Origin of the sequence: Patiriisocius hiemis, assembly GCF_031846325.1 — a bacterium.
GTDB lineage: Bacteria > Bacteroidota > Bacteroidia > Flavobacteriales > Flavobacteriaceae > Patiriisocius_A > Patiriisocius_A hiemis.
The window spans coordinates 152,011-174,290 of the sequence record NZ_JAVRHZ010000005.1; the positions used below are offsets into that span (position 1 = coordinate 152,011).

Annotated in this window: 24 protein-coding genes and 1 tRNA gene; 18 read left to right on the top strand and 7 right to left on the bottom strand. The window is 34.1% G+C overall.

All coding sequences use genetic code 11. The features are described from left to right. Positions 1 to 46 precede the first annotated feature (46 nt). From RM538_RS09655 to RM538_RS09680, 6 genes are all read right to left on the bottom strand, one after another. On the bottom strand, positions 47 to 1,240 hold the full coding sequence (locus RM538_RS09655; RefSeq protein ID WP_432279805.1) for a hemolysin family protein: 1,194 nt from the start codon (positions 1,238 to 1,240) through the stop codon (positions 47 to 49). A gap of 158 nt (positions 1,241 to 1,398) precedes the next feature. Further along, entirely contained in the window at positions 1,399 to 1,599 is a 201-nt protein-coding gene (locus tag RM538_RS09660) for a hypothetical protein (RefSeq protein ID WP_311333223.1), read from the bottom strand. Continuing rightward, positions 1,589 to 2,158 (bottom strand): LPS export ABC transporter periplasmic protein LptC, encoded by a 570-nt coding sequence (gene lptC / locus RM538_RS09665; protein ID WP_311333224.1) that lies wholly within the window; start codon positions 2,156 to 2,158, stop codon positions 1,589 to 1,591. The genes RM538_RS09660 and lptC overlap by 11 nt, the downstream gene beginning before the upstream one ends. Before the next feature lie 2 nt (positions 2,159 to 2,160). After that, positions 2,161 to 3,522 (bottom strand): tetratricopeptide repeat protein, encoded by a 1,362-nt coding sequence (locus RM538_RS09670; RefSeq protein ID WP_311333225.1) that lies wholly within the window; start codon positions 3,520 to 3,522, stop codon positions 2,161 to 2,163. 22 nt (positions 3,523 to 3,544) lie between these two features. Then, positions 3,545 to 4,786: a BamG family beta-barrel-assembly machinery protein gene (gene bamG, locus RM538_RS09675; protein WP_311333226.1), complete on the bottom strand. Its 1,242-nt coding sequence runs from the start codon at positions 4,784 to 4,786 to the stop codon at positions 3,545 to 3,547. After that, positions 4,786 to 5,514 (bottom strand): type III pantothenate kinase, encoded by a 729-nt coding sequence (locus tag RM538_RS09680; RefSeq protein WP_311333227.1) that lies wholly within the window; start codon positions 5,512 to 5,514, stop codon positions 4,786 to 4,788. Before RM538_RS09680 ends, bamG begins: the two co-directional genes overlap by 1 nt. A 141-nt stretch (positions 5,515 to 5,655) precedes the next feature. Here RM538_RS09680 and RM538_RS09685 point away from each other — a divergent pair. Continuing rightward, positions 5,656 to 5,728: transfer RNA gene (locus RM538_RS09685), tRNA-Phe, on the top strand. 78 nt (positions 5,729 to 5,806) lie between these two features. Here RM538_RS09685 and RM538_RS09690 read toward each other — a convergent pair. Next, positions 5,807 to 6,028, bottom strand: a complete 222-nt coding sequence (locus RM538_RS09690) for a hypothetical protein (protein ID WP_311333228.1) — start codon at positions 6,026 to 6,028, stop codon at positions 5,807 to 5,809. Between the two features lie 209 nt (positions 6,029 to 6,237). Between RM538_RS09690 and RM538_RS09695 the strand changes: the two genes are divergently transcribed. The 17 genes from RM538_RS09695 (at position 6,238) to RM538_RS09775 (ending at position 22,280) form a co-directional block, all read left to right on the top strand. Then, positions 6,238 to 6,990: a DUF481 domain-containing protein gene (locus RM538_RS09695; protein WP_311333229.1), complete on the top strand. Its 753-nt coding sequence runs from the start codon at positions 6,238 to 6,240 to the stop codon at positions 6,988 to 6,990. A gap of 112 nt (positions 6,991 to 7,102) precedes the next feature. Then, complete coding sequence (locus RM538_RS09700) at positions 7,103 to 7,432, top strand: arsenosugar biosynthesis-associated peroxidase-like protein (protein WP_311333230.1); 330 nt, start codon at positions 7,103 to 7,105, stop codon at positions 7,430 to 7,432. A gap of 72 nt (positions 7,433 to 7,504) precedes the next feature. After that, positions 7,505 to 8,572 (top strand): arsenosugar biosynthesis radical SAM (seleno)protein ArsS, encoded by a 1,068-nt coding sequence (gene arsS / locus RM538_RS09705; protein WP_311333231.1) that lies wholly within the window; start codon positions 7,505 to 7,507, stop codon positions 8,570 to 8,572. Beyond that, positions 8,573 to 9,256: a DUF2064 domain-containing protein gene (locus RM538_RS09710; RefSeq protein WP_311333232.1), complete on the top strand. Its 684-nt coding sequence runs from the start codon at positions 8,573 to 8,575 to the stop codon at positions 9,254 to 9,256. Positions 9,257 to 9,328: 72 nt separating this feature from the next. Further along, on the top strand, positions 9,329 to 12,523 hold the full coding sequence (locus RM538_RS09715) for a SusC/RagA family TonB-linked outer membrane protein (RefSeq protein ID WP_311333233.1): 3,195 nt from the start codon (positions 9,329 to 9,331) through the stop codon (positions 12,521 to 12,523). 11 nt (positions 12,524 to 12,534) lie between these two features. Next, the gene (locus tag RM538_RS09720; protein WP_311333234.1) at positions 12,535 to 13,977 is read left to right on the top strand and encodes a SusD/RagB family nutrient-binding outer membrane lipoprotein; all 1,443 of its coding nucleotides are present in this window, start codon (positions 12,535 to 12,537) and stop codon (positions 13,975 to 13,977) included. 10 nt (positions 13,978 to 13,987) lie between these two features. Beyond that, the gene (locus RM538_RS09725) at positions 13,988 to 15,322 is read left to right on the top strand and encodes a sodium:solute symporter family transporter (RefSeq protein ID WP_311333235.1); all 1,335 of its coding nucleotides are present in this window, start codon (positions 13,988 to 13,990) and stop codon (positions 15,320 to 15,322) included. After that, positions 15,307 to 16,134 carry a metallophosphoesterase family protein gene (locus RM538_RS09730; RefSeq protein ID WP_311333236.1) on the top strand — a complete coding sequence of 276 codons (828 nt, stop codon included), beginning with the start codon at positions 15,307 to 15,309 and terminating at the stop codon, positions 16,132 to 16,134. The genes RM538_RS09725 and RM538_RS09730 overlap by 16 nt, the downstream gene beginning before the upstream one ends. A gap of 27 nt (positions 16,135 to 16,161) precedes the next feature. After that, complete coding sequence (locus RM538_RS09735; RefSeq protein WP_311333237.1) at positions 16,162 to 16,677, top strand: rhodanese-like domain-containing protein; 516 nt, start codon at positions 16,162 to 16,164, stop codon at positions 16,675 to 16,677. A gap of 2 nt (positions 16,678 to 16,679) precedes the next feature. After that, entirely contained in the window at positions 16,680 to 16,877 is a 198-nt protein-coding gene (locus RM538_RS09740; protein WP_311333238.1) for a hypothetical protein, read from the top strand. After that, a complete protein-coding gene (locus RM538_RS09745) occupies positions 16,877 to 17,569 on the top strand; it encodes a TIGR04282 family arsenosugar biosynthesis glycosyltransferase (protein ID WP_311333239.1) in 693 nt (230 codons plus the stop codon). The genes RM538_RS09740 and RM538_RS09745 overlap by 1 nt, the downstream gene beginning before the upstream one ends. 7 nt (positions 17,570 to 17,576) lie before the next feature. Next, positions 17,577 to 18,389, top strand: coding sequence for a purine-nucleoside phosphorylase (locus RM538_RS09750; protein WP_311333240.1), 813 nt, complete (start codon positions 17,577 to 17,579; stop codon positions 18,387 to 18,389). Next, positions 18,390 to 19,274, top strand: coding sequence for a sterol desaturase family protein (locus RM538_RS09755; protein ID WP_311333241.1), 885 nt, complete (start codon positions 18,390 to 18,392; stop codon positions 19,272 to 19,274). Positions 19,275 to 19,303: 29 nt separating this feature from the next. Continuing rightward, positions 19,304 to 20,170 carry a DUF547 domain-containing protein gene (locus RM538_RS09760; protein WP_311333242.1) on the top strand — a complete coding sequence of 289 codons (867 nt, stop codon included), beginning with the start codon at positions 19,304 to 19,306 and terminating at the stop codon, positions 20,168 to 20,170. Between the two features lie 3 nt (positions 20,171 to 20,173). Next, positions 20,174 to 20,980: a DUF547 domain-containing protein gene (locus tag RM538_RS09765; RefSeq protein WP_311333243.1), complete on the top strand. Its 807-nt coding sequence runs from the start codon at positions 20,174 to 20,176 to the stop codon at positions 20,978 to 20,980. A gap of 36 nt (positions 20,981 to 21,016) precedes the next feature. Then, positions 21,017 to 21,775, top strand: coding sequence for a TIGR04283 family arsenosugar biosynthesis glycosyltransferase (locus RM538_RS09770; RefSeq protein WP_311333244.1), 759 nt, complete (start codon positions 21,017 to 21,019; stop codon positions 21,773 to 21,775). 67 nt (positions 21,776 to 21,842) lie between these two features. After that, positions 21,843 to 22,280 (top strand): hemerythrin domain-containing protein, encoded by a 438-nt coding sequence (locus RM538_RS09775; RefSeq protein ID WP_311333245.1) that lies wholly within the window; start codon positions 21,843 to 21,845, stop codon positions 22,278 to 22,280.

The window sequence follows — 22,280 nt, forward strand, 5'->3', positions numbered from 1 at the left end:
ATTAATGAAAGAGGGATTTAAAAAAATTTAAGCTATTTGTATAAATCTAGTCTTTAGGAGTTAATGAGAGCAATACTAGTTCTATTTTGGTATTAGAAACTTCTAGTATTTTTATAATAAAGTTATCTATTTCTATAAGCTCTTCAGGGTTTGGAATTCCTTCAGTTTTATTAACTATAAGCCCTCCTAGTGTTTCATAATTTTCACTTTCTGGAAGGTCTAATTTGTAGGTTTCATTAAGATAATCTACTTCGTGCCTAGCCGAAAATTTAAATTCATCTTCTCCTAGTTGCTCTTCTATTAAGTCTGGAGAATCGTGTTCATCTTCAATTTCACCAAAAAGTTCTTCAATAATATCTTCTACAGTCATAATACCCGAAGTCCCTCCGTATTCGTCTATCACTACTGCTATGCTCTTTCGTTTTTTTATAAGAATGTTAAGTACGTCTTTTGCTAACATAGTTTCTGGAACAAATACAACCGGCATTAGCACTTTTTTTACGCTAGCTGGTTTTTTAAACAGCTCAAAAGAGTGCACATACCCCAAGATATCGTCTATATTTTCTTTATAAACTATTATTTTTGAAAGTCCCGTTTCTGTAAAAATCTTGCCTAATTCTTTAGGAGTTATCGAAATATCAACAGCCACAACTTCGGTACGAGGCACCATGACTTCTCTAGATTTTACTTCGGAAAAATCTAATGCATTTTGAAATATTTGTATCTCGCTATCAATTTCTTCGGTTTCTTCAACCGTGTCCATTTGCTCACTTATATAATTACCTAACTCTAGTTTACTGAAACTGAGTTGAACAGCATCTCCTTCGGTCTTAAAAAACACCTTAAGTACTAGGTCTGAAATCCAGATGACAAATTCAGAAATAAATGAAAACAGAACATAAAAAAAGTAGGCAGGGATAGCAAAAATCTTAACTAAGTTGTTAGCATAAATCTGAAAGAAAACTTTTGGTAAAAACTCTGCAGTTAATAAAATTATTAAAGTAGAAATTACTGTATGAATAACTAGTCCTGTAAAACCATCTATTTCTATATACTTCATTAATAAGTCTCCCATAAAGAAACCATAGACAACTAAGGCAATATTATTACCCACCAGCATCGTGGCAATAAATTTTGAAGGACGCTTAGTAATACGTTGCAGTATTTTTGCTAGAAAATCGTTTTGCTTTTTCTCAATCTCAATATGTATCTTATTGGAGGATACATACGCTATTTCCATCCCAGAAAAAAAGGCTGAGAAGAGCAAACTTATGATTATAATTATGATACTGAAGTCCAAGATTGTTTATAAAACAAATTTATAATAGTAGCCTTTCCTAAATCTTAAGAAGTTATTGACCAATATTATGATTAACTAATTTAATCATAATAAAAATACTATTTTTTATCGTTGCGGTTTTCTAATTTCTTACGGAAGTTTCTTTTAAAGAAGAACATAAAAAGAGCTACTACTATAAAAAAGGCAAATAGATAAGCTCTGTTTCTGTTGGTATCCCAGTTTGTATATACTAAATAAGCCGAAAATAATGCCATAACGATGTATGCATATTCAAAAAGGCGATATATTTTACTTCCCATTGTTTTCTTGTTCTATTATTTGCACTCCTTGGTTATTTCGAGACAAAAAGTTAGTGAATTCTTGATTAGAATCAAAACGAGCTCCATCATTAAAGGAGCCATTTTTAAATTTTATTTGATACGGCTTGTTAGTAAACACCCATTGGTTGCGTTTGTCCCAATAGAGTTGTTCTGCTCTAAGAACTGTGCTATCGCTCATTTTCAATACAACATTTTCACGCAAATCTATTAACTCTGTATTAATGAAATTAATTGCGTAATCTGAGGTTATAGTACTCTTTTTATTCTCTTCGTCCCAAAATCTAACCTCAACTCCCTTTGGGAATTCTTGATAGCCAAATTCAAAATTAGAGTAGTCTTTAAGCTCTGGAGTGATTAAGTTATATACTACTCTACCCGAGTCTGTATATTTTAAATTAATGTTTTTGCCTTCGGCAAGTGGCGCATTATCTGTAATAGATAGCCGCTGTATATTTTTTTTATTTCCCTCACAAGCAAAAAGCGTGATGACTAAAAAAATAGTCATCACGCTTTTACTTATATATAAAAGGTTTTTCATCCTTATAGGTTAGGGACTCTTACGCTACCACCAACCCAACAGTTAAAGCTAACTGTTTTTCCAGCCATTCCTTGATTAAAAATATCTGACTTTGAAGGTGCTCTTTGTCTATAGCTACTTGCAGCAGCTCTTGCGTTACTTGCTAGTGAAGCATCTACTCTTGCAGCTCTATCTGCAAAGTTTGCTGCTTTCCAGTTTACTGCTCTTTTCTCAAAAGGTGTACTTCCACAACTGTTTGAGCTACTAGCAATCATTTGTGCTATTTTTAAATAGGCAATCCCAGCAGATGGCTTAACTTCTAACATTTTGTTGTAAAAGTTTCTAGCAGTACTAAAGCTTCCTTTTTTACGTGCACTTTCTGCTAATCTATAATAGATATCTGCTTTTTTATTTGGGTTTGTTTCTAAATCTACTGCTTGGTTATAGTACTCGTTTGCTTTTGAAGAATTTCCTTCTTTTTGTGCAATATTTCCTAAGTACAATAATGTTCTAGCAGATGGCTCTAAAACATTTAATTGCTCAACCAATCTAACAAATAATGGCGTTTCACAGTCCTTACCATTTAATCTACCTGCTGCGATACGCAACCAGTTAATGTCGCCTTTCTTTTCATCAAATTGCTTTTCGTATAATGGAATAAGGTTGTCACAATCTGCTAAACTTCCTAGCAACGAGTTTATACTTCCTTTAATTTTACCATAGCTTTCTAGGTTTTTCTCAACAGCATTTAGCTTCTTCTCTTCCTTCTTATCTAATGCAGTACCATTTTCTTGCTTTTCTAGCAATTGTTTTAGGATTGCAGCCATATCATTTTCTTTCCCTTCAATCTTATCGATAAGAATATCGTTTAATTCAAAGATGTCTTGTAAATCTTTTTTACCAGACTCTTGCAATTCTATTGCAAGTCTAAAGTAAGTATAAACACCTTTTGGGCTTGTAAAATTTTCTGGATCTTGTTTTTGAGCTTTGTCAAAAGCAGCAAACTGCTCTTCTTTAGTACCCATATCATTATCATACATTGCTTGTGCAATGTCTCCTAATACATCTCCCTCTTTTGTTTTAGATGGGTAATGTTGTAGTCTAAGCTCATAGTTTTTAATCAACTTGGGCAACATTGATTTATCACCATTTTTAATAAAATGCTTAAACATTTTTTCTCCATATTGGTATGTAGCTAAGCTGTACTTTGGGCACTCTGTCACTACTTTATCGTAATGCTTAATTGCCTCGGTATAATTTTTTGCTTTGGCTGGTTCTACAAATAAAGAACCTGTGATAGTACAATCATCAGCCATTTGAGAAAAAGCTGAGTTTCCAATTGTCATCGCTAGTACTGCGAGTACTAAAATTGCTTTCCTTTTCATTGTATTAGTGTTTATTATTGTGTTAATCATAGTATCGTTTTTCAAACCATCTATCATTCAATGACAGACTTAAAAATGCATTAAAGAAATTCTCTTGTACCAATCCAGCATTCTTTGTTCCTCTTCTTCCAACTTCTAACCCTAGGTTAATATTTGAGAAAATTCTCCCTACTGGCACTCCTACTCCAAAAGATATGCCAAACTCATTAATATCCTCGCCGTTGATGTTTAAGCCAGATTCTTCAAACCTAACTCCTGCTCTATATACCACTCTTTTCCAATAGTTACCAATAGCGTTGTAATTAGGAATATAAAACCCTCCTAAACGATATTTTGCTGCATCATTAAAGGTCACATTTTCAATTTCAAATGTTTGGTTAGAAAAGTTACTTGTTTTTTGGTCTGTATATTCTGCTCCAACAAACCATTTTTTTGGTTTCCCTATTCCAAGACCTACAGTAAATTGAGAAGGAAAAGTAAATTCTGAATCTTCTACATCCACATCTCTACTATCTATTGGTATATTTCCTGTATTACTAACAAATATAGTTCCTATCGTCCTTGAGTTTTCTGAAGTAAAATTAGTTTCTGGTGTGTAGGTAATTGATCCTGAAAATTCAAGGTTTTCTGAAACCATAGTTCTGTATTGCGCCCCAAAATTTAAACTCAATCCAGAAACATTAGACCTGTTGGTTTCTTGTGTTCCCCTTTCAATATCTGCAATTGTTGTAACAGAGGTGTTTTCAATTCTTCCAAAATTATAATCTGCATCTACACCAATACTGAAACCTTTAAATATTTTAGTACCTAGTGCAAGAAAAACCCTATTAAGGCCTCCTTCACCGTTATATTGAGTAGTGCTATCATCACCTTCATCTAGAATACTATACCCAACAGATGTGTAGGGTAATACACCAAAGCTTGCCCCAACACCTTTTGCTATTGGAATTCCTATTGCTAAGTAATCAAATGAAGTAGTTTGTAGCTTTTGTGTTTCGTTGTCCGTTTTTTCTGTATCTCTCTCGTGGCTTGCACTTATTGAATAATTAACTAAGCGTAGTTCTGAAAGTCCAGCGGGGTTTTGAAGATTTAAATGAATACTATCTGAGTGCACACTTATGCCCCCCATAGTTCTATTTTCTGCAGTACCTCTAAAGTTTAACGATCCTATTCCATAAAAAGAATAAGGTGATGTGGTTCCTTCTTGTGCCACCGAAATACTTGAAATAAGTATAAAAAATCCTACTAATATGCGTTTCAACATCAATCTTTATTATGTTCTAAAATGTAGTGTAAACCTTCTAACAGAAAATTTGAGTTCGCAAAGATGTCATTTTTTAAGCTATCTCGCAAAAAATGAGCATCTCCACCTGTTAAAATAACTGTTAAATCGTCGTATTTTTCTCTATATGAACGAATAAAGCCTTCAATTTCAAAAATAACACCATTAATAACTCCAGAATGTATAGCATTATTGGTACTATCTCCAATAACTCCATCTGGTGTTTCTTTATCTAATAAAGGTAAGTTTGCAGTAAATGCTTCTAACGATTTATATCGTAAGCCAATACCAGGTGCAATAGCACCGCCATAGTACTCATTTTTTGATGAAAGAAAATCGTACGTAATACAACTCCCTGCGTCTATAAGTAAACAATTAACTTTAGGGAATTGTACTGCAGCCGAAGCCACAAGTGCAATTCTATCTACCCCTAATGTCTTAGGTGTGGCATATTTATTAGTAAAAGGGATTTTTGTTTTATGATTTAATTCTAAAACCGAATAGCTTTCTTTTAAAAAAAGAAGATCTTTCTTATTGAGGTTTCCAACCGAGGAAACAATACATTTTTTAATGTTTGGATACTGCTCACGTATTGCTACTAGTGCATTAGTAAAAGTTTCTTTTGCAGAAATGTCTTTGTACTCAAGCTTATTTGCTTTAAATACTGCAACCTTTACTCGTGTATTCCCAACATCTATTATTAAATTCATTTCGGCTTAAAGACGATAAAAATACAACTTCATTTCAATACTTGTGTTACTAGACCATTAAATGAAAAACAAAGAACAAATTTTTATTGAATTATATTTTGCAAAAGCTAAAATAGATTTATATTTGCATCCGCTTTGCGAGGTACCTTAGCTCAGTTGGTAGAGCAAAGGACTGAAAATCCTTGTGTCCCTGGTTCGATTCCTGGAGGTACCACAAAGTTTAAACCCACTCAGTTTGAGTGGGTTTTTTAATTATATGAAAAACCCCAAAGAAATTCTTTGGGGTTTTAACTTATGCTGCCTGTCTTCCTTTAAGGCGTTTTTCTATTTTTTGTTTTATTACTGTTAAACGCTTCATTAAGTCCATTAACTCTGCATCTTTATTTTCTTTGTAGATTTCGTTGATTCCAAGAATCAACTCTTTAACTTTTCTAGAAGCTACAATTCTATCACTAGTAGTTTTAAAACTTGTAGGCTTTTTTTCAAACTCAAGAGCTTCTTTTATTATATCCATGTTCTAAAATTTATTTTTACATCACATACAAAAGTATAAGATATGTGAGATTAATTTAATTTGCTCGTATACAGCATTTTAAAAAATTACTGCTGTATTTAATGGGCTAATATAGTATTGTTTAATTACCAAACAACGCATTTAAGGAAAAATTTAACACAGATTGTTTTATATTTATCGTATATGGCAATTAACTAATCAAAACTAAAATGAATAAACTAATTTTCTTTTTATTCCTAACGTTACCCTTTACAATAAACTCTCAAATTCTTAATGCAGAATCCCTCCGAAAAGTGACAGACACCTCGGGATGGTCTGGTGCTGCAAGTGTAAACTTTGCGCTTAAGAGAAATGCAAACGACTTTTTTACAATCTCAAGCAACATTCATCTTCAATATAAAATGAACAAACACCTTGTGTTGTTTAAAAATGATATTGCTTTTCAGAAAATAGAAGGAAATAAATTTGAAAATAGCGGTATCCAGCATATAAGATACAATTATAGGTTTCATCCCAAAATTGCTTGGGAGGTTTTTGGGCAAGCGCAGTACAATAAAGTTACGCTTATAGACTTTAGAGGTCTTCTTGGCATAGGACCTCGATTTAAACTTACCAATTCAGAAAAATACAAACTCTACCTTGGTACATTAATAATGTATGAACATGAAGAAGTTGCAGATGGTATTACACCTATACAGCGAGATTTTAGAGGAAGCTCTTATTTTTCATTTAGCCTCTATCCTAGCGATAGAATAAGCATTGTAAGCACAACTTATTATCAACCCAGACTAGATGCATTTAGTGATTTTAGGATATCCAGTCAGTCTTCATTGCTTATAGACCTTTTTAAAAATTTTGCGTTTAAAACTACATATACATTTATTTATGATGCATTACCCGCCGTTGGAATACCAAACTCTCAATACGACTTTACCTCTGGCGTAGCATATACCTTTGATTAACGCAAACAAACTTCTGTAAGGTTTCTTTTTAAAATAAGACTACTTGGCTATATTTACGTTTTGTAGCAAACCAAACATTGCTATCTTACGTACTTATAATATATATACTTTTATGTCATACTACGACCCTAAAGACCTTAGAAAATTTGGTAATATAACAGAATGGAGCGAAGAACTAGGCTCCAAATTTTTTGACTACTATGGTAAAGTCTTTGAAGAAGGCGCTCTTACCGCAAGAGAAAAATCTTTAATCGCCCTTGCCGTTGCTCACACAGAACAATGCCCCTATTGTATAGATGCATATACTAAAGATGGCTTACAACGTGGTGTAACCAAAGAAGAAATGATGGAGGCAATACATGTGGGAGCGGCTATAAAAAGTGGTGCTACCCTAGTACATGGTGTCATGATGATGAACAAAGTAAATAAACTAGACGGATAACGTTTTAACAACCATTACTTATCCTCAAGCAAAACTATTAACAAAAAGAGTATCCGTTTACGGACACAATTTATGGGAAAACTTAAAACACAAAGCTTACAAAAAAGAGATAGTGATTTAGCTCAATCTAATAGACAACTAGAAATTCTCTCTAATGGAATTTTTAAATCTGGTGAGTTGCCCACTTTCGCAAAAAAAATAAAAGAAACAAATCAGTTTCCCTTACGTCCTAAAAAGCTTGAAATACTACAAATTAACGTTGGGTATATGTGTAATCAGGTTTGCGAACATTGTCATGTAGATGCTGGTCCAGATCGTAAAGAGATTATGACATGGGAGACCATGGAACAATGCTTAGAAGTAATTAGAAACACAGGAGCGCACACTTTAGACTTAACTGGAGGAGCTCCAGAAATGAACCCTAATTTTAGACGTTTTGTAGAAGAAGCTAGTAAAGCAGGAATTAAAGATTTTATTGTTCGTAGCAACTTAACAATCATTAGAGCCAATAAAAAATACTACGACTTACCAGAATTCTTTAAAAAACATAACGTACATGTAGTAAGCTCCATGCCGCATTGGACTCGAGGCAAAACAGATAAGCAACGTGGCGAAGGTGTTTTTGATATGTCCATAAAAGCATTACAAGAGTTAAATGCTGTTGGCTACGGGATGCCAGATAGTGATCTCCGCTTAGACTTAGTTTACAATCCTAGTGGTGCCTTTTTGCCAGGTGACCAAGATGCGATGGAAAAGGACTTTAAAAAAGCATTAATGGAAGATTTTGGGATACAGTTTCACAATCTTTTTGCTATTACCAATTTACCTATTGCTCGTTTTCTTGACTATCTAATTGCTAGTGAAAATTATGAAGACTATATGTATCAATTGGTGGATGCCTATAATCCTGCCGCTGTAGAAAATGTAATGTGTACCAATACTATTTCTATAAGCTGGGATGGTTGGTTATACGATTGTGACTTTAACCAGATGCTAGATTTAAAAGTAGCTAGTAAAGTACAGCACATTAGTGAGTACAATGAAGATTTATTAAATAACCGAAACATTATAATTTCACAGCATTGCTACGGTTGCACTGCAGGAGCAGGAAGTAGCTGCCAAGGTGCCGTTGCCGAATAGATGAATAACAACACCGCCATATTAATTTTTGCAAATTCTGCACAAACTGAAAGTGCTAGAAAGTCTTTCAGCAAATCAGAAGTTTTGTTTGACGAGCTTAACCGTCAAACCCTTGCTAAGGTTAAAAAGAGTGGTTTACCCTATTTTTTATCTTCTGAAAAAGAGCAGCAAGGAAAAAACTTTGGTGAGCGGTATGTAAACGCTATACAATCTGTATATGATAAGGGTTTTGAAAATGTAATTACCGTTGGTAACGACACCCCTCATTTACAAACAGCTCAACTCCTAAAAACTGCCAAAACACTAGAAAAAAATCCTATTGTTTTAGGACCATCCTTAGACGGTGGTTATTACTTAATGGGACTACATAAGTCTCAGTTTAATTCAGAAATATTTTTAAAGCTCCCTTGGCAAACTTCAAGATTAACAGTAAGTATTACACGCTTACTTTCAGCAAAAAAGATTAAAGTTTTTTTCTTGAAAAGACTTCGGGATATTGACGAAGTTGTAGATGCAAAAAAAATACTTCACTCTTTTAAAGACTTTTCAAAAGCAATTAGAAACATTCTACTTGCCATATTCTCTTCAGAAAAAAGAATATATAATACAACTCCTATTTTAGTTTCTTCTGTCACAAAAGAAACGCACTACAACAAAGGTTCTCCTAATACACTTCATTTATAGTAGTTACTTGTGAAGACAAGTAAATTAATCTCTCAAAAACTGAGAGCCAACTTTAATTTTAATAAATAATAAATGAAGCAATTATACATTGCCATATTGCTACTATTTACAGCATATGGTTATTCTCAAACAACAATTACAGGTACTGTTTCTAGTGCCGAAGACAACACCCCTATTGCATTTGCTAATGTAATTTTAAACAATGGTGAAGATGCTACCATTACAGATGAAGACGGAAAATTCTCTATTGTTAGTAATGCTCCAACTGATGTTTTACAATTTTCGTCTATTGGTTATAGTACACTACGCTATACAGTAGGGAATAACACAGAAATTTTTGTTCAACTTCCAATTTCTACTGAAGGGCTAGACGAAGTAGTTGTTACTGCACTTGGGCTCAAGCGTGAAACAAAAGAACTTGGATACGTAGTACAATCTATTGATGCAGAAGCAGTTTCTAGTGTAAAATCGGTTAACTTCTTAGATAACCTTTCTGGAAAATTAGCAGGAGTTACTATTTCTCAAGGAGCTACGGGAGTAGGTTCTTCTTCAAAAATAACTATTAGGGGAGAAGCCTCTTTTTCTAACAACAATCCTCTTTTTGTTGTAGATGGCGTCCCTATTAACAACGAAACAGTTTTTAATTTCACCAATGAAGCTGCTGCTGGATTTCAAGAAGTAGATTTTGGGAATGGCGCAATGGAAGTAAATCCAGATGACATTAAAAGTGTTACAGTTCTTAAAGGGCCAAGTGCCGCTGCTTTATATGGAACAAGAGCTTCTAATGGAGTAATTGTGATAGAAACTAAAGACGGAAGCAATAAAAAAGGCATAGGGATTAGCATTAACTCGTCTATCTTTTTAGATACTGCTTTTAAGCTACCAGATTTTCAAAACGAATTTGGACAAGGACAGGGCGGTGTGTTTGAATATGTTGATGGCCTTGGTGGCGGTATTAGCGATAATATAACCTATTCGTGGGGACCACGATTGGATGTTGGTAATTTAATTCCGCAATTTGATAGCCCTGTAGTTTTACCAGATGGCACCATTGTAAGAGGGGGAGATACATCATTATATACTGGACTTCCTATTACTCCTACTCCATTTGTTTCAAACCCTGATAATTTGAAAGATTTTTATGAAACAGGCGTAACTACTATTAATAATGTATCTGTATCTAATGGTTTTAACAATGGAGACTATAGGCTCTCTTTTACAGATTTACGAAGTGAATCTATTATTCCGGGAGTAAACCTAGATAGACAAACCGTTGCTACTAAACTTAATTTTAAACCAACTAGCAAAACTAAAATCACAAGTTCTATTAGCTATGTAAATAGTAGTAGTGATAACCGCCCCTCTAATGGATATGGTAGTGAAAATGTAAACTACAGTCTTGTTGCTTGGGGACCACGATCACTTAATATTAATAACTTACGTGACTACTGGCAACCAGGTTTAGAGGGTGTACAACAGTATTCATTTAACTATACTTTTTTTGATAATCCTTATTTTATTTTACTTGAAAACCGAAATAGTTTTGACAGAGATAGAGTTTTTGGGAATATTTCAATAAATCACAAGTTTACAGAAAACCTTAGTGTAACCCTTAGAAGCGGAATGGACTATTCTTCTGAAAAGCGACAGTTTTTAAGAAACTTTAGTAGCAATAGATTTCAAAATGGAGGGTATGCAGAACACGATGTCATTTTTAGAGAAGTAAATACCGATTTCCTAATTAATTACAACAATACTTTTGGAGACATTTCATTAGATGCTTCTATTGGGGGAAATAGATTAGACCAGAAAGCATCTACCAAACAATCACAAACTGTAAATCTTGCACAGCCTGGTATTTTTAGTTTAAATAATGCAGCTTCACCTATCGAGGTTTTTCAGTTTGAATCACAAAAGAGAATTAACTCTTTTTACGGAATTGCAAAACTTGGCTACAAGGACTTCTTGTTCTTAGATATCACAGGTCGTAACGATTGGTCAAGTGCTTTAGCAACACCATTTTCGGTAGATGGCACTTCATTTTTCTACCCTTCTGCTTCAAGTAGTTTTATACTTTCAAAAGTGGCAGATTTACCAAAAGCAATCTCCTTTGCAAAACTAAGAGCAAGTGTAGCACAAGTAGGAAACGACACAGGTGCATACCAAACATCGGGTGCATTTGTATCACAAACACCCTTTTTAGGGCAACCTACTTTTAGTGACCAAAACTTCATCCCAAATGCAAACTTAAAACCAGAAAGAGTAACCTCTTATGAGTTTGGTTTTGACTTAAGGTTTTTAAAAGATAGGTTTAATATTGATTTTACCTACTACAATGCATTAACTCAAGATCAGATAATTTCATTACCCATTGCTATCTCTTCAGGGTATAATCAACAGGTAGTGAATGGTGGAAAAGTAAGAACACAAGGAGTTGAAATCATCACCGGAATTACGCCTGTAAAAACAGCTAATTTTCAATGGAACTCTACGTTTAACTTTAGCACAAGCAAAGCTATTGTAGAAGATTTACCACAAAGTGATGGGCGCTTAACATTAGCTTTTAGTAGAATTTACGATAGTGCTAACCAAACGGTATTTTTTCAAGTAGAAGAAGGTGGCGAAGTAGGGGATATTTACGGGACAGGCTATTTAAAAAACGAAAATGGCGATTTTATTATTGATGATAATGGTCGTTTTATAGCAGACAACGAACTTAAAAAGCTAGGAAACTATAACCCCGACTTCATGCTAGGTTGGAGTAATGATTTTGCTTACAAAAAATGGAACTTCAGTTTTCTATTAGACTGGAGACAAGGAGGCGAGATAGTCTCAAGAACAAGAGCTTTAGGTAATGTTGGAGGACAATTGGCTGAAACTGGCTTTAGACCCGAAGAAGGTATCATTGCGCAGGGTGTTACACAAGACGGAACTCCAAATACAGTAGCCGTTTCTGCAGAGAGTTATTACCGTCAGTTTTATGATAGAAACCATGAAGAAAACAATATTTATGACGCTTCTTTTTTAAAGTTGCGACAGTTTTCTATCGGTTATTCATTTGATATCAGTCCAGGCTTTTTAGGTTTAGATGAAGGAGCAGACTTACAATTATCACTTATTGGCAGAAACCTTTTTGCTATTACTGAAAATCCCCACTTTGACCCAGAGCAACTTGCCGTGCAAGGAAACACTTTTATAAGTGGTGTAGAAGACATGAGTTATGCAACTAGTAGAAGTTTTGGTTTTAAAGCAGGGCTTAACTTTTAATACAACAAATGATGAAAAAAATACTATATATATTCGGAATAATTAGTCTTATTACAGCATCTAGTTGTACAAAAGACTTTGAAGAAATTAATACAAACCCCAACGCTCCTAATAGCGTACAGCCTAGTTTATTATTACGACAAGTAATCTATGACTTTGGAGAACAAATGAGTTATGAAGGGTTTGTAGCGGGAGATCTATTGTCACAACACCGTACAGCTCTAGACTTTAATTTATTTGACCGTCATGCATTAAAATCACCACAATTAGGTGGAAATCCATGGCCTATATTTTACACAAACTTAAGAGATAACGAGATTATTCTTTCACAAGCAAGAGAGACAGAAACGTTTGCAGTTTATGAAGGTCCGTCACTTATTTTAAAAGGATTTATCGCTGCTGGTTTAACAGATCTTTTTGGCGATGTACCCTACTCAGAAGCTTTTAACGGGGTTGATGGTACAGTAACACCTAAGTATGATTTACAAGAGGATATCTATCAAGCCGAAGGTGGAATTCTAGACAACCTAGACAAGGGAATTGCTGCCATAGAAGCCTATGACGATGTTATCCCATTAGAAGGGGATATTCTTTTTGGCGGTAATCTGGACGCTTGGGTCACTTTTGCAAATTCTATTAAGATTAAAGCGCTCCTGCGTATTAGTGATAAGGTAGATGTTGCCCAACAAATGCAAGCAATTTTTGATAGTGGAAACTATTTTACTTCAAATTCAGAAAATGCTATTTTTAATTTTACAAATACGGACCCTAATAGCTTTCGTTTAGCACAATTACGTATTGGAGATTTCAACAACTTTGTGCTTTCTGAAACTATGGAAGAAATACTTGAAGAGTTAAATGATACTCGTATTGAAGAATTTTTCCGTCCGTTTGAAAATTCAGAAAATGGAGAATTTGAAGGATTAATAAACGGAATTGATGCTTCGAGCACTTCCGTAGAACTAGCAAATTTATCCTTAGCAGGAACTGCTTTTAGAGAAGACACTTCAACATTAGACGCAAATTTTTTAACAGCATGGGAGACAGCATTTAACCTTGCCGAAGCTGCTGAAAGAGGTTTAATTACCGCAGACGGACAAACACTTTATGAAATGGGAGTTGCCCTTGCTTTTGAGTATTGGCAAACCGAATTGCCATCAGATTACCTAACTGGCCCTGCTGGATACAATGCAGCTGGAACAACACCTATCCAGCAAATTGTAACACAAAAATGGATTGCAAATATTATTAATGGATACGAAGGCTGGGTAGAATGGAGGCGTACTGGTTTTCCAGCATTTAAACCCGTACAAGCAAGTTTAAATAATGACTTAATTCCTGTTCGTATGCCCTATCCTGCTGAAGAAGAAGCATTAAACTTTGAAAATTACCAACAAGCTGCAAATGCTACAGACGGCAATAGTATTAATGTTCCTGTTTGGTGGGATGAATAAAAAATAGGGTATGGACGTAACAATTTGGCAATGGGGTTTAATTATAGTATCAAGTTTGATACTGTTTTTCCTATCCCCATTGGCAAAATCCAAAGACCAATTTTTTAAAGCCACGCATCGAAAAAAGGCACCCAATGTCTTGATGCTTACTGGGAGTTTAATTATCTCTTGGATATTTGCAAAAAGCATTACAAATGCAGCAAATTTAGGCCTTGATTTTGGTATTGTTGGAGGTGTTGCGTATGCTGGCTATTACCTTTCCTTCGCTGTGGCTGGGGTTATTATTTACCAACTAAGAACAAAAGGTGGATTTACAAGTATTCATCAATTTTTGACTACTCGTTTTGGCAAAGGAGCCATGGCACTATTCTCTATTCTTATTGCTATTAGACTTTTTAATGAAGTATGGAGTAACACCATGGTAATAGGAAGCTATTTTGGAGAAATGGGAACAGATACCTACTACCTTGCAATATTAGTCTTTACAACTTTGACCTTAGCGTACGCCATTAAAGGAGGACTAAGCAGTTCTATTTTTACAGATGTAATACAAATGGTATTGTTTTCGGTACTTCTAATTGTAATTTTAGGAGTTATTTTTTCTACTGAAGATTTTACTGCTAAAGAAGTCGCTACATCTGGAGTTTGGAGTTTTGAGCTGGGGTTAAATTTATTCTTTGCTGCGATTATTCAGTCATTTAGTTATCCTTTTCATGACCCAGTTTTAACAGATAGAGGTTTTTTAAGTAGCCCAAAAGTGACCAGAAAGAGTTTTTTATGGGCAAGTATTCTGGGAGCTGTATGTATTGTGTTATTTAGTATTATTGGAGTATATGCACAATCTCAAGGAATGAAAGGACAAGCAGCTGTTGAAGTGGGTAAAGCATTTGGAGTGATTATTTTATTAGTGATTAATTTTATAATGATTACCTCTGCTGCTTCTACTTTAGACTCTACCTTTTCATCTTTTTCAAAATTACTTGCTGTAGATTTAAAGCTAGGAGACAATTTAACATTTGGTAGAGCCTCCATGGCTGGGATTGCTATTTTAGGAACCATTCCGGTATTTCTAGATGCCGAAATACTAAGTGCAACTACTATCTCTGGAACTATGGTTATTGGACTAACACCTATTTTTGTTTTCTGGAAAGTAAAAGCAAATTCTTTAAGTTATTATTTAAGTGTTATTTGCGGCCTTGTTTTTGGTTTTTTACTAGTCTTTGATGTATTTCCTACTTCTTTAATTCTCACTTCTGGAAAATACGCAGGGTTACTCTGGGTAAATGTCTGGGGAGTGCTATGTTGTACCATTTTATACTTAATACCCACATGGATAAAAAAATAGAACATATAGATTCTGTAACAGGGAAAGTATTACTCTTTGGAGGAGTGTATAGCAACTTACAAGCGTTAGAAGCACTTAAAGTAGTTGCAGGAAAAGAAGGCATCCCGCCAGAGAATTGCCTTTGTACAGGAGATATTGTTGGCTATTGTGCGCAACCAGAAGAGACAGTACAACTATTTAAACTCTGGGGTGCAAAAAGCATTGTAGGCAATGTAGAAATACAACTTAGAGAAGGTGCCGAAGATTGTGGATGTGATTTTAGAGAAGGTTCCCGTTGTGATAGTTTTTCCCAATTATGGTACCCATATGCACAAAGCAAGCTTTCTAAAAGTTCATTAAGCTTTATAGGAGAGTTGCCAGACCACATTACATTTACCTATGCAGGTAAAAAGGTCATGGTAGCACATGGTTCGTATAGTAATGTCTCTGAGTTTATATATAAATCTACCCCGTGGAATATAAAAGCTCCTCATTTTAAAAATTCGGGAAGTGATGTAATTATAGCTGGACATTGTGGACTACCTTTTAAACATGAAAGAGGAAACAAACTCTGGTTAAACCCTGGAGTAATAGGAATGCCTGCAAATGATGGAAGCCCTCAAGTTTGGTATTGTATTATAGACGATAGTGATGGCACATTTACATACAATCATTATAATCTAGATTATAATTATAGACTCACTAGCAAGCTCATGCAAAACGGATTATTACCACAAGAATATGCTAGAACTATTATAACAGGTATATGGGATAACACCGAAATTTTACCAGCTGTAGAATCTGGATTACAAGGATTTGGAATACAATTGTGACGTTAAGAATTCCTAACTTTACAAAAAATGAAACAACTTTTAATACTACTACTCTGCTTATTACCAATAAGTGTTTTTTCACAAAAAACACTAGATGATTTATTAAGCCAATATAACACGAGAAGTGTTCCATATATTTCGGTTGAAGAGTTACGAATGCTTCAAAAAAATGAAGATGTTATTATTTTGGACACCAGAGAAGAAGAAGAGTTCACGGTAAGTCATATTGCTTCGGCAAAATATATTGGGTTTAACACTTTTTCTACTGAAGAAGTTAGCTCTAAAATAGCAGATAAAGACACCCCTATTATTGTATATTGCTCGCTTGGAATTCGCTCTGAAGAGATAGCTGAAAAACTAAAAAAAGCTGGGTACAACAATATAAAAAATCTTTACGGCGGTATTTTTGAATGGAAAAATAAGGGCTATCCTGTTTTAAATACCTCGGGAAAAGAAACCGATAGCATCCATACGTTCTCAAAAGTTTGGAGCAAATGGTTAAAAGAAGGTGTTTCAGTAAATTCAATCAAGAAAAACAACTAAAGATGAATAAAAAGTTAGTTTTTAAAGTGCTTTTAGGGCTTTTTATAGTTCTATTACTCTTCAACATAAGTTTGATAGATTATAGCAATTTAAATTCAGAAAAAAACATTCCACCTTACTTAGGAGGTGCGGCAAACATCCTTTTTATAGTGACGATGGCAATTTTTATTAGAGGAATGAATAAAAAAGAGAAAAAATAATGGCAATTTTAGGTTCAAAAAATAGTGACCAAAAAGAAAATAGTAAAGAAGTGTTTCATTACCCTACTTCAAAAAACGCATTATTAATTTTTACTCGTAATCCAGAATTAGGAAAATGCAAAACACGACTTGCAAAAACTGTTGGTGATGAAGCCGCCTTAAACATCTACGAGTTTTTATTACAACACACAGTAGCTATTACAACTCCTTTGCAGGTAGATAAGTTTGTGTACTATTCGGTTAAAGTAAGAGAAAATGATGTTTGGGATGCGAGTATTTTCAGGAAAAAACAACAAAAAGGAGATGACTTAGGAGTACGTATGCAAAATGCTTTTACAGAAGTTTTTGAAATGGGCTACGAGCGTGCTATCATAATTGGTAGCGACATGTTTGATATGACTGCTAATGATTTACAAAACGCTTTTTCGCAGTTAGAACAAAATGATTTTGTAGTAGGACCCGCAGAAGATGGAGGCTACTATTTATTAGGAATGAAGACTGTAAAACCTTCGGTTTTTAATAACAAAACATGGGGAACAGAAACTGTATTAAAGGACACATTACAAGATTTAAAATCTGAAAAAGTAAGTATCCTAGAGGAGAAAAATGATATTGACTACTATGAAGATGTTAAGGATATTGAAGCTTTTCAGCAATTTTTACCTATACATTTAGATAATAAAATAGACTAAAAATATTATGAAAAAATATATTAAAGAAGCTGTAGATTTTTTAAAACAACGTGGTTTTGAAGCTCCAGAAGTTGGAGTAATTCTAGGAACGGGATTAGGGCAAATTATAGAAAAAGTGAGTATAGAAGCCGAGATGAGCTATAACCATATTCCTAATTTTCCAACAGCTACCGTAGAGTTTCATAAAGGGAAATTAATTTACGGGACCCTTTCTGGCAAAAAAGTAATTTTAATGCAAGGACGTTTTCATTTGTACGAAGGATACTCTTTAGAAGATGTCACTTTTCCAGTTCGAGTGATGCATGCCTTAGGAATTAAAAAACTATTGGTGAGTAATGCTTCTGGAGCAATTAATCTTGCTTTTAAAAAAGGACAGATTATGCTTATTGAAGATCATATTAATCTTCAAGGAGGATCACCTTTGGCTTTTAAGGGAGTTGAAAAAATGGGCGAGCGTTTTGTTGACATGAGTGCTCCTTATGATGTTGACATGAATCAAAAAATTGAAGAAATAGCACGTGAACAAAAAATAACACTTCATAAAGGTGTCTATGCAAGTGTGGTTGGCCCTCAATTAGAAACGAGAGCAGAATATAGATACCTAAAAATAATTGGTGCAGATGCTGTTGGGATGAGTACCGTTCCAGAAGTTATTGTGGCTAATCATTTAGAGTTACCTGTTTCGGCATTATCAGTCTTAACAGACGAATGCGACCCAGATAATCTAAAGCCAGTAGACATTCCAGAAATTATAGAAATGGCTAGTAAGGCAGAGCCATATATGATTACCATTTTTATTGAATTATTAAAAAATATATAATTGGAAAAATATCTAGACATATTTAAGAACTCCTATAGTGGGTATTGGAACTATTTAGTTTCTGAGGTGTCTAGTTTCCATTGGGAAAATTACTTTTATGGGCTTATTATAGTTTCGCTAGTTGTTTGGGGCTTAGAACTATTATTTCCTTGGAGAAAAAGTCAAAAAGTATTCAGAAAAGACTTTTGGTTAGACACATTTTACATGTTTTTCAATTTTTTTTTATTGAACCTCATTGTCTTAATCTTCCTATCAAATACAGCCGAACAACTATTTAATGATATGCTTGGTTTTACAGGTATCAATCTTCAAGATTTTCAGCTTTTAGATTTAAATACACTACCCTTTGGTTTAGGGCTTATTGTGTTTTTTATAGTTTCGGACTTTGTGCAATGGAATACACATAGGTTACTGCATCGTATTCCTTTTTTATGGAACTTTCATAAAGTACACCACTCTGTAAAAGAAATGGGGTTTGCTGCCCATTTACGCTATCATTGGATGGAACCCATTGTGTACAAGTCCATATTATACATACCACTAGCAATTATAGGTGGTTTTGAGGTGCAATCTGTTGCTATCGTGCACTTTTTTGCTCTCACAGTTGGACATTTAAACCATGCAAATTTGGGTTGGGACTACGGAATTTTAAAGTATGTGTTTAACAATCCTAAAATGCATATTTGGCACCATGCAAAAAACTTACCTTCACATGTAAAGTATGGGGTTAATTTTGGACTAACGTTAAGTGTGTGGGATTATATTTTTGGCTCTAATCACATTCCAAAAGATGGTCGTGATATAGAGTTAGGGTTTGCAGGAGACGAAGATTTCCCTAAAGATTTTGTAACACAAGAAATCTACCCCATAAAAACCAAAAAATAATTTGCTGCGTACATAGAGAAACAACAACTATGAAGTATACTTTACTAGCATACATAATTACCGTATTCTTTTTTTCCTGCGGAACAACAGAAAAAGTAATTTCTGAAACTACCCCTGTTGTTGTAACCAAAAATGAAGATGAAATTGAGGTCGAAGAAGAAATCGAAATTGATTATGAAGAAACCTATGAGACTAATGTAATAGAAAAAACCGATGATGAAGAAGAAGAGGTAACTTCAGTTGTAATTAAGGAAGCCTTTAATCATTCTATATGGAATGCGCTTTTACAAAAGTATGTAACCAAAGAAGGGAATGTAAACTATGAAGGTTTTAGACAAGAAAGAGGAATCTTAAGAGAATACATTGCTTCACTTGGCGCACAAATACCTGCAGAATCTTGGACTAAAGAAGATAAACTGGCCTATTGGATGAATGCCTATAATGCAATGACAGTAGATTTAATACTTAGAAATTTACCCTTACAAAGTATAAAAGACATTGATAAACCGTGGAACCAACGTCTTTGGAAATTGGGAAACAAGTGGTATAACTTAGATGAAATTGAGCATCAAATTCTTCGAAAAATGGACGAACCTAGAATTCATTTCGGTATTAACTGTGCTTCATTCTCTTGTCCTCCCTTATTAAATGAAGCTTTTACCAGAGAGACTGTAAATAACCAATTAGAAGGGTTAGCTTTTACTTTCATCAATGATAAAAAAAGAAACACCATTACTTCAAATACTATAGAAATTTCAAAACTATTTAATTGGTTTAGTAAAGATTTTAAGCAAAATGGAAGTGTAATTGATTATCTTAATCAATATTCAGAAATAAAGATTAATAGTAATGCTCGTAAGCGTTACAAAGACTATGATTGGTCATTAAACAATTAAAAAATGAAAAAAAACATAATAAACAGTATTCTTCTACTAAGTTTAATTGTATTATTTGAAAGTTGTGCATTACTTACAGCAGCTGGATTGAGCAGTCAAGGACAGCCTGTAAAAGAGGTGACTCCACCCTTAACCTCAACTACAGCAAATAGTGAAGTAAATGTTGACCATAGTGATTGGGATGCATTACTTAAAAAACATGTGGATGAAGCTGGGCTTGTAGATTACAACGGCTTTAAAAATGATAAAGCTGCTCTTAATGATTACCTTAACAAACTTTCACAGTTAACTCCAACAAAAAAATGGAGTGTGCAAGAGCTTTTAGCTTACTATATTAACCTCTATAACGCCTATACAGTAGATTTAATAATAGATAATTATCCTGTAAAAAGCATTAAAGATATAGATGGCCCCTGGACAAAAGCCATTGTTCCTATAGGCTCAAAAACTTTATCCCTTGGTGGGATTGAAAACGGAGTTCTAAGAAAGATGGATGAGCCTAGAATACATTTCGCCATTAACTGTGCTTCAATTTCTTGTCCAAAGTTATTAAGGGAAGCCTTTACGGCAGCAAAAATTAACGAGCAATTAGACAAAGCAGCGAGAGAATTTATTAATAGTGATAAAAATGACATCTCTCAAAATAACCCAAAAGTATCCTCCATTTTTGATTGGTATAAAAAGGATTATACTGTAAATGGAAATCAAGATGTTATTGGCTACATAAATCAATACAGTGACACAAAAATTAATAAAACAGCAACTCTTAGTTTTAAAGAGTATAACTGGAATTTAAATGAGAAAGAATAAAACTGTATAGTCTCAGTTTTCGTAAGTTTACCACATATGCTTAGTATCGTAATACCTGTATTAAATGAAGCTGAAAACATTGAAAAGCTTTTACTTCATTTAGTCCAAAATTCTAACAAAAAGGATTCCCTTGAAATCATAATTTGTGATGGAGGGAGTACAGATGGTACGCAAAAAATAATAGAAAAAGTAGGTGCTGTTTTTTCTGAAGTCACTATCACATTATTACACACAACAAAAGGGCGCGCGAAACAAATGAATGCTGGAGCCGCCATTGCTAAAGGAGACATCCTGTATTTTTTACATGCAGATAGTTTTCCACCTAAAAACTATAATGCTTTAATACGCCAAGAAGTTGAAAAGGGAAATCTTGCAGGCTGTTTTAAAATGAAATTTGACAGCAATCATTGGTGGTTACGCTTGGCCAGTTGGCTTACCAAGTTTTCATGGAGAGCCTGTCGTGGAGGAGATCAAAGCCAATTTATAACCAAAGCCTTATTTGAAGAAATAGGCGGTTACGACGAAAGCTATATTATTTACGAAGATAATATCCTAATCAATGAATTATTTGCTCGCAAACAATTTGTAGTGATACAAGAATGGATAGGTTCTTCGGCTCGTTTATATAGAGAAAAAGGTATCTGGAATTTACAATATCACTTTTGGACTATCTATGTAAAAAAATGGTTTGGCGCAGATGCAGATGAATTATATGCCTACTACTGTAAACATATAAAATCTTCAAAAAAGAAAAAATCTTCAGTCTCTAAAGAAGTAGACAAGGTTTATTCCTGACAAAATTTTAAGATTTTTTAAACAGTATCTTTTTTTATTTGATTGTAGCTTGTGAAAAAAATTAACCATGAAAACAATTTTTGAAGCAATTAGAGAAGACCATGATATTCAAAGAAATCTATGTGAGAAATTATTAAAAACGTCTGGTGACTCCCAAGAACGCAAGGAATTATGGGACAAACTTAAAATTGAATTAAAAGGACATGAAGTTGCTGAGGAACGTCATTTTTACAAACCTCTCATTGATAATGATATGATGATTAAACACGCTAGACATGGAATTGCGGAGCATCACGAAATAGATGAGCTTATTGAAAAAATTGATGATACCGAAATGGATAGTTCTGCTTGGCTAACATTTGCTAAACAATTGAGCGATAAAGTTCACCACCACTTAGAAGACGAAGAACACAGTTTTTTTCAATTAGCTGGAAAAGTATTTTCAGAAGAACAAAAAACATCGCTTTCAAGTAAATATCAAAAGGCCATGGAAGCTGAGAGGTAA

Excerpts from the sequence above, each read along its gene's own strand:
- RM538_RS09655 (WP_432279805.1), bottom strand. The coding sequence starts at position 1,240 with ATGGAAATAGCGTATGTATCCTCCAATAAGATACATATTGAGATTGAG.
- RM538_RS09660 (WP_311333223.1), bottom strand. The coding sequence starts at position 1,599 with ATGGGAAGTAAAATATATCGCCTTTTTGAATATGCATACATCGTTATG.
- lptC (WP_311333224.1), bottom strand. The coding sequence starts at position 2,158 with ATGAAAAACCTTTTATATATAAGTAAAAGCGTGATGACTATTTTTTTA.
- RM538_RS09670 (WP_311333225.1), bottom strand. The coding sequence starts at position 3,522 with ATGAAAAGGAAAGCAATTTTAGTACTCGCAGTACTAGCGATGACAATT.
- bamG (WP_311333226.1), bottom strand. The coding sequence starts at position 4,786 with ATGTTGAAACGCATATTAGTAGGATTTTTTATACTTATTTCAAGTATT.
- RM538_RS09680 (WP_311333227.1), bottom strand. The coding sequence starts at position 5,514 with ATGAATTTAATAATAGATGTTGGGAATACACGAGTAAAGGTTGCAGTA.
- RM538_RS09690 (WP_311333228.1), bottom strand. The coding sequence starts at position 6,028 with ATGGATATAATAAAAGAAGCTCTTGAGTTTGAAAAAAAGCCTACAAGT.
- RM538_RS09695 (WP_311333229.1), top strand. The coding sequence starts at position 6,238 with ATGAATAAACTAATTTTCTTTTTATTCCTAACGTTACCCTTTACAATA.
- RM538_RS09700 (WP_311333230.1), top strand. The coding sequence starts at position 7,103 with ATGTCATACTACGACCCTAAAGACCTTAGAAAATTTGGTAATATAACA.
- arsS (WP_311333231.1), top strand. The coding sequence starts at position 7,505 with ATGGGAAAACTTAAAACACAAAGCTTACAAAAAAGAGATAGTGATTTA.
- RM538_RS09710 (WP_311333232.1), top strand. The coding sequence starts at position 8,573 with ATGAATAACAACACCGCCATATTAATTTTTGCAAATTCTGCACAAACT.
- RM538_RS09715 (WP_311333233.1), top strand. The coding sequence starts at position 9,329 with ATGAAGCAATTATACATTGCCATATTGCTACTATTTACAGCATATGGT.
- RM538_RS09720 (WP_311333234.1), top strand. The coding sequence starts at position 12,535 with ATGAAAAAAATACTATATATATTCGGAATAATTAGTCTTATTACAGCA.
- RM538_RS09725 (WP_311333235.1), top strand. The coding sequence starts at position 13,988 with ATGGACGTAACAATTTGGCAATGGGGTTTAATTATAGTATCAAGTTTG.
- RM538_RS09730 (WP_311333236.1), top strand. The coding sequence starts at position 15,307 with ATGGATAAAAAAATAGAACATATAGATTCTGTAACAGGGAAAGTATTA.
- RM538_RS09735 (WP_311333237.1), top strand. The coding sequence starts at position 16,162 with ATGAAACAACTTTTAATACTACTACTCTGCTTATTACCAATAAGTGTT.
- RM538_RS09740 (WP_311333238.1), top strand. The coding sequence starts at position 16,680 with ATGAATAAAAAGTTAGTTTTTAAAGTGCTTTTAGGGCTTTTTATAGTT.
- RM538_RS09745 (WP_311333239.1), top strand. The coding sequence starts at position 16,877 with ATGGCAATTTTAGGTTCAAAAAATAGTGACCAAAAAGAAAATAGTAAA.
- RM538_RS09750 (WP_311333240.1), top strand. The coding sequence starts at position 17,577 with ATGAAAAAATATATTAAAGAAGCTGTAGATTTTTTAAAACAACGTGGT.
- RM538_RS09760 (WP_311333242.1), top strand. The coding sequence starts at position 19,304 with ATGAAGTATACTTTACTAGCATACATAATTACCGTATTCTTTTTTTCC.
- RM538_RS09765 (WP_311333243.1), top strand. The coding sequence starts at position 20,174 with ATGAAAAAAAACATAATAAACAGTATTCTTCTACTAAGTTTAATTGTA.
- RM538_RS09770 (WP_311333244.1), top strand. The coding sequence starts at position 21,017 with ATGCTTAGTATCGTAATACCTGTATTAAATGAAGCTGAAAACATTGAA.
- RM538_RS09775 (WP_311333245.1), top strand. The coding sequence starts at position 21,843 with ATGAAAACAATTTTTGAAGCAATTAGAGAAGACCATGATATTCAAAGA.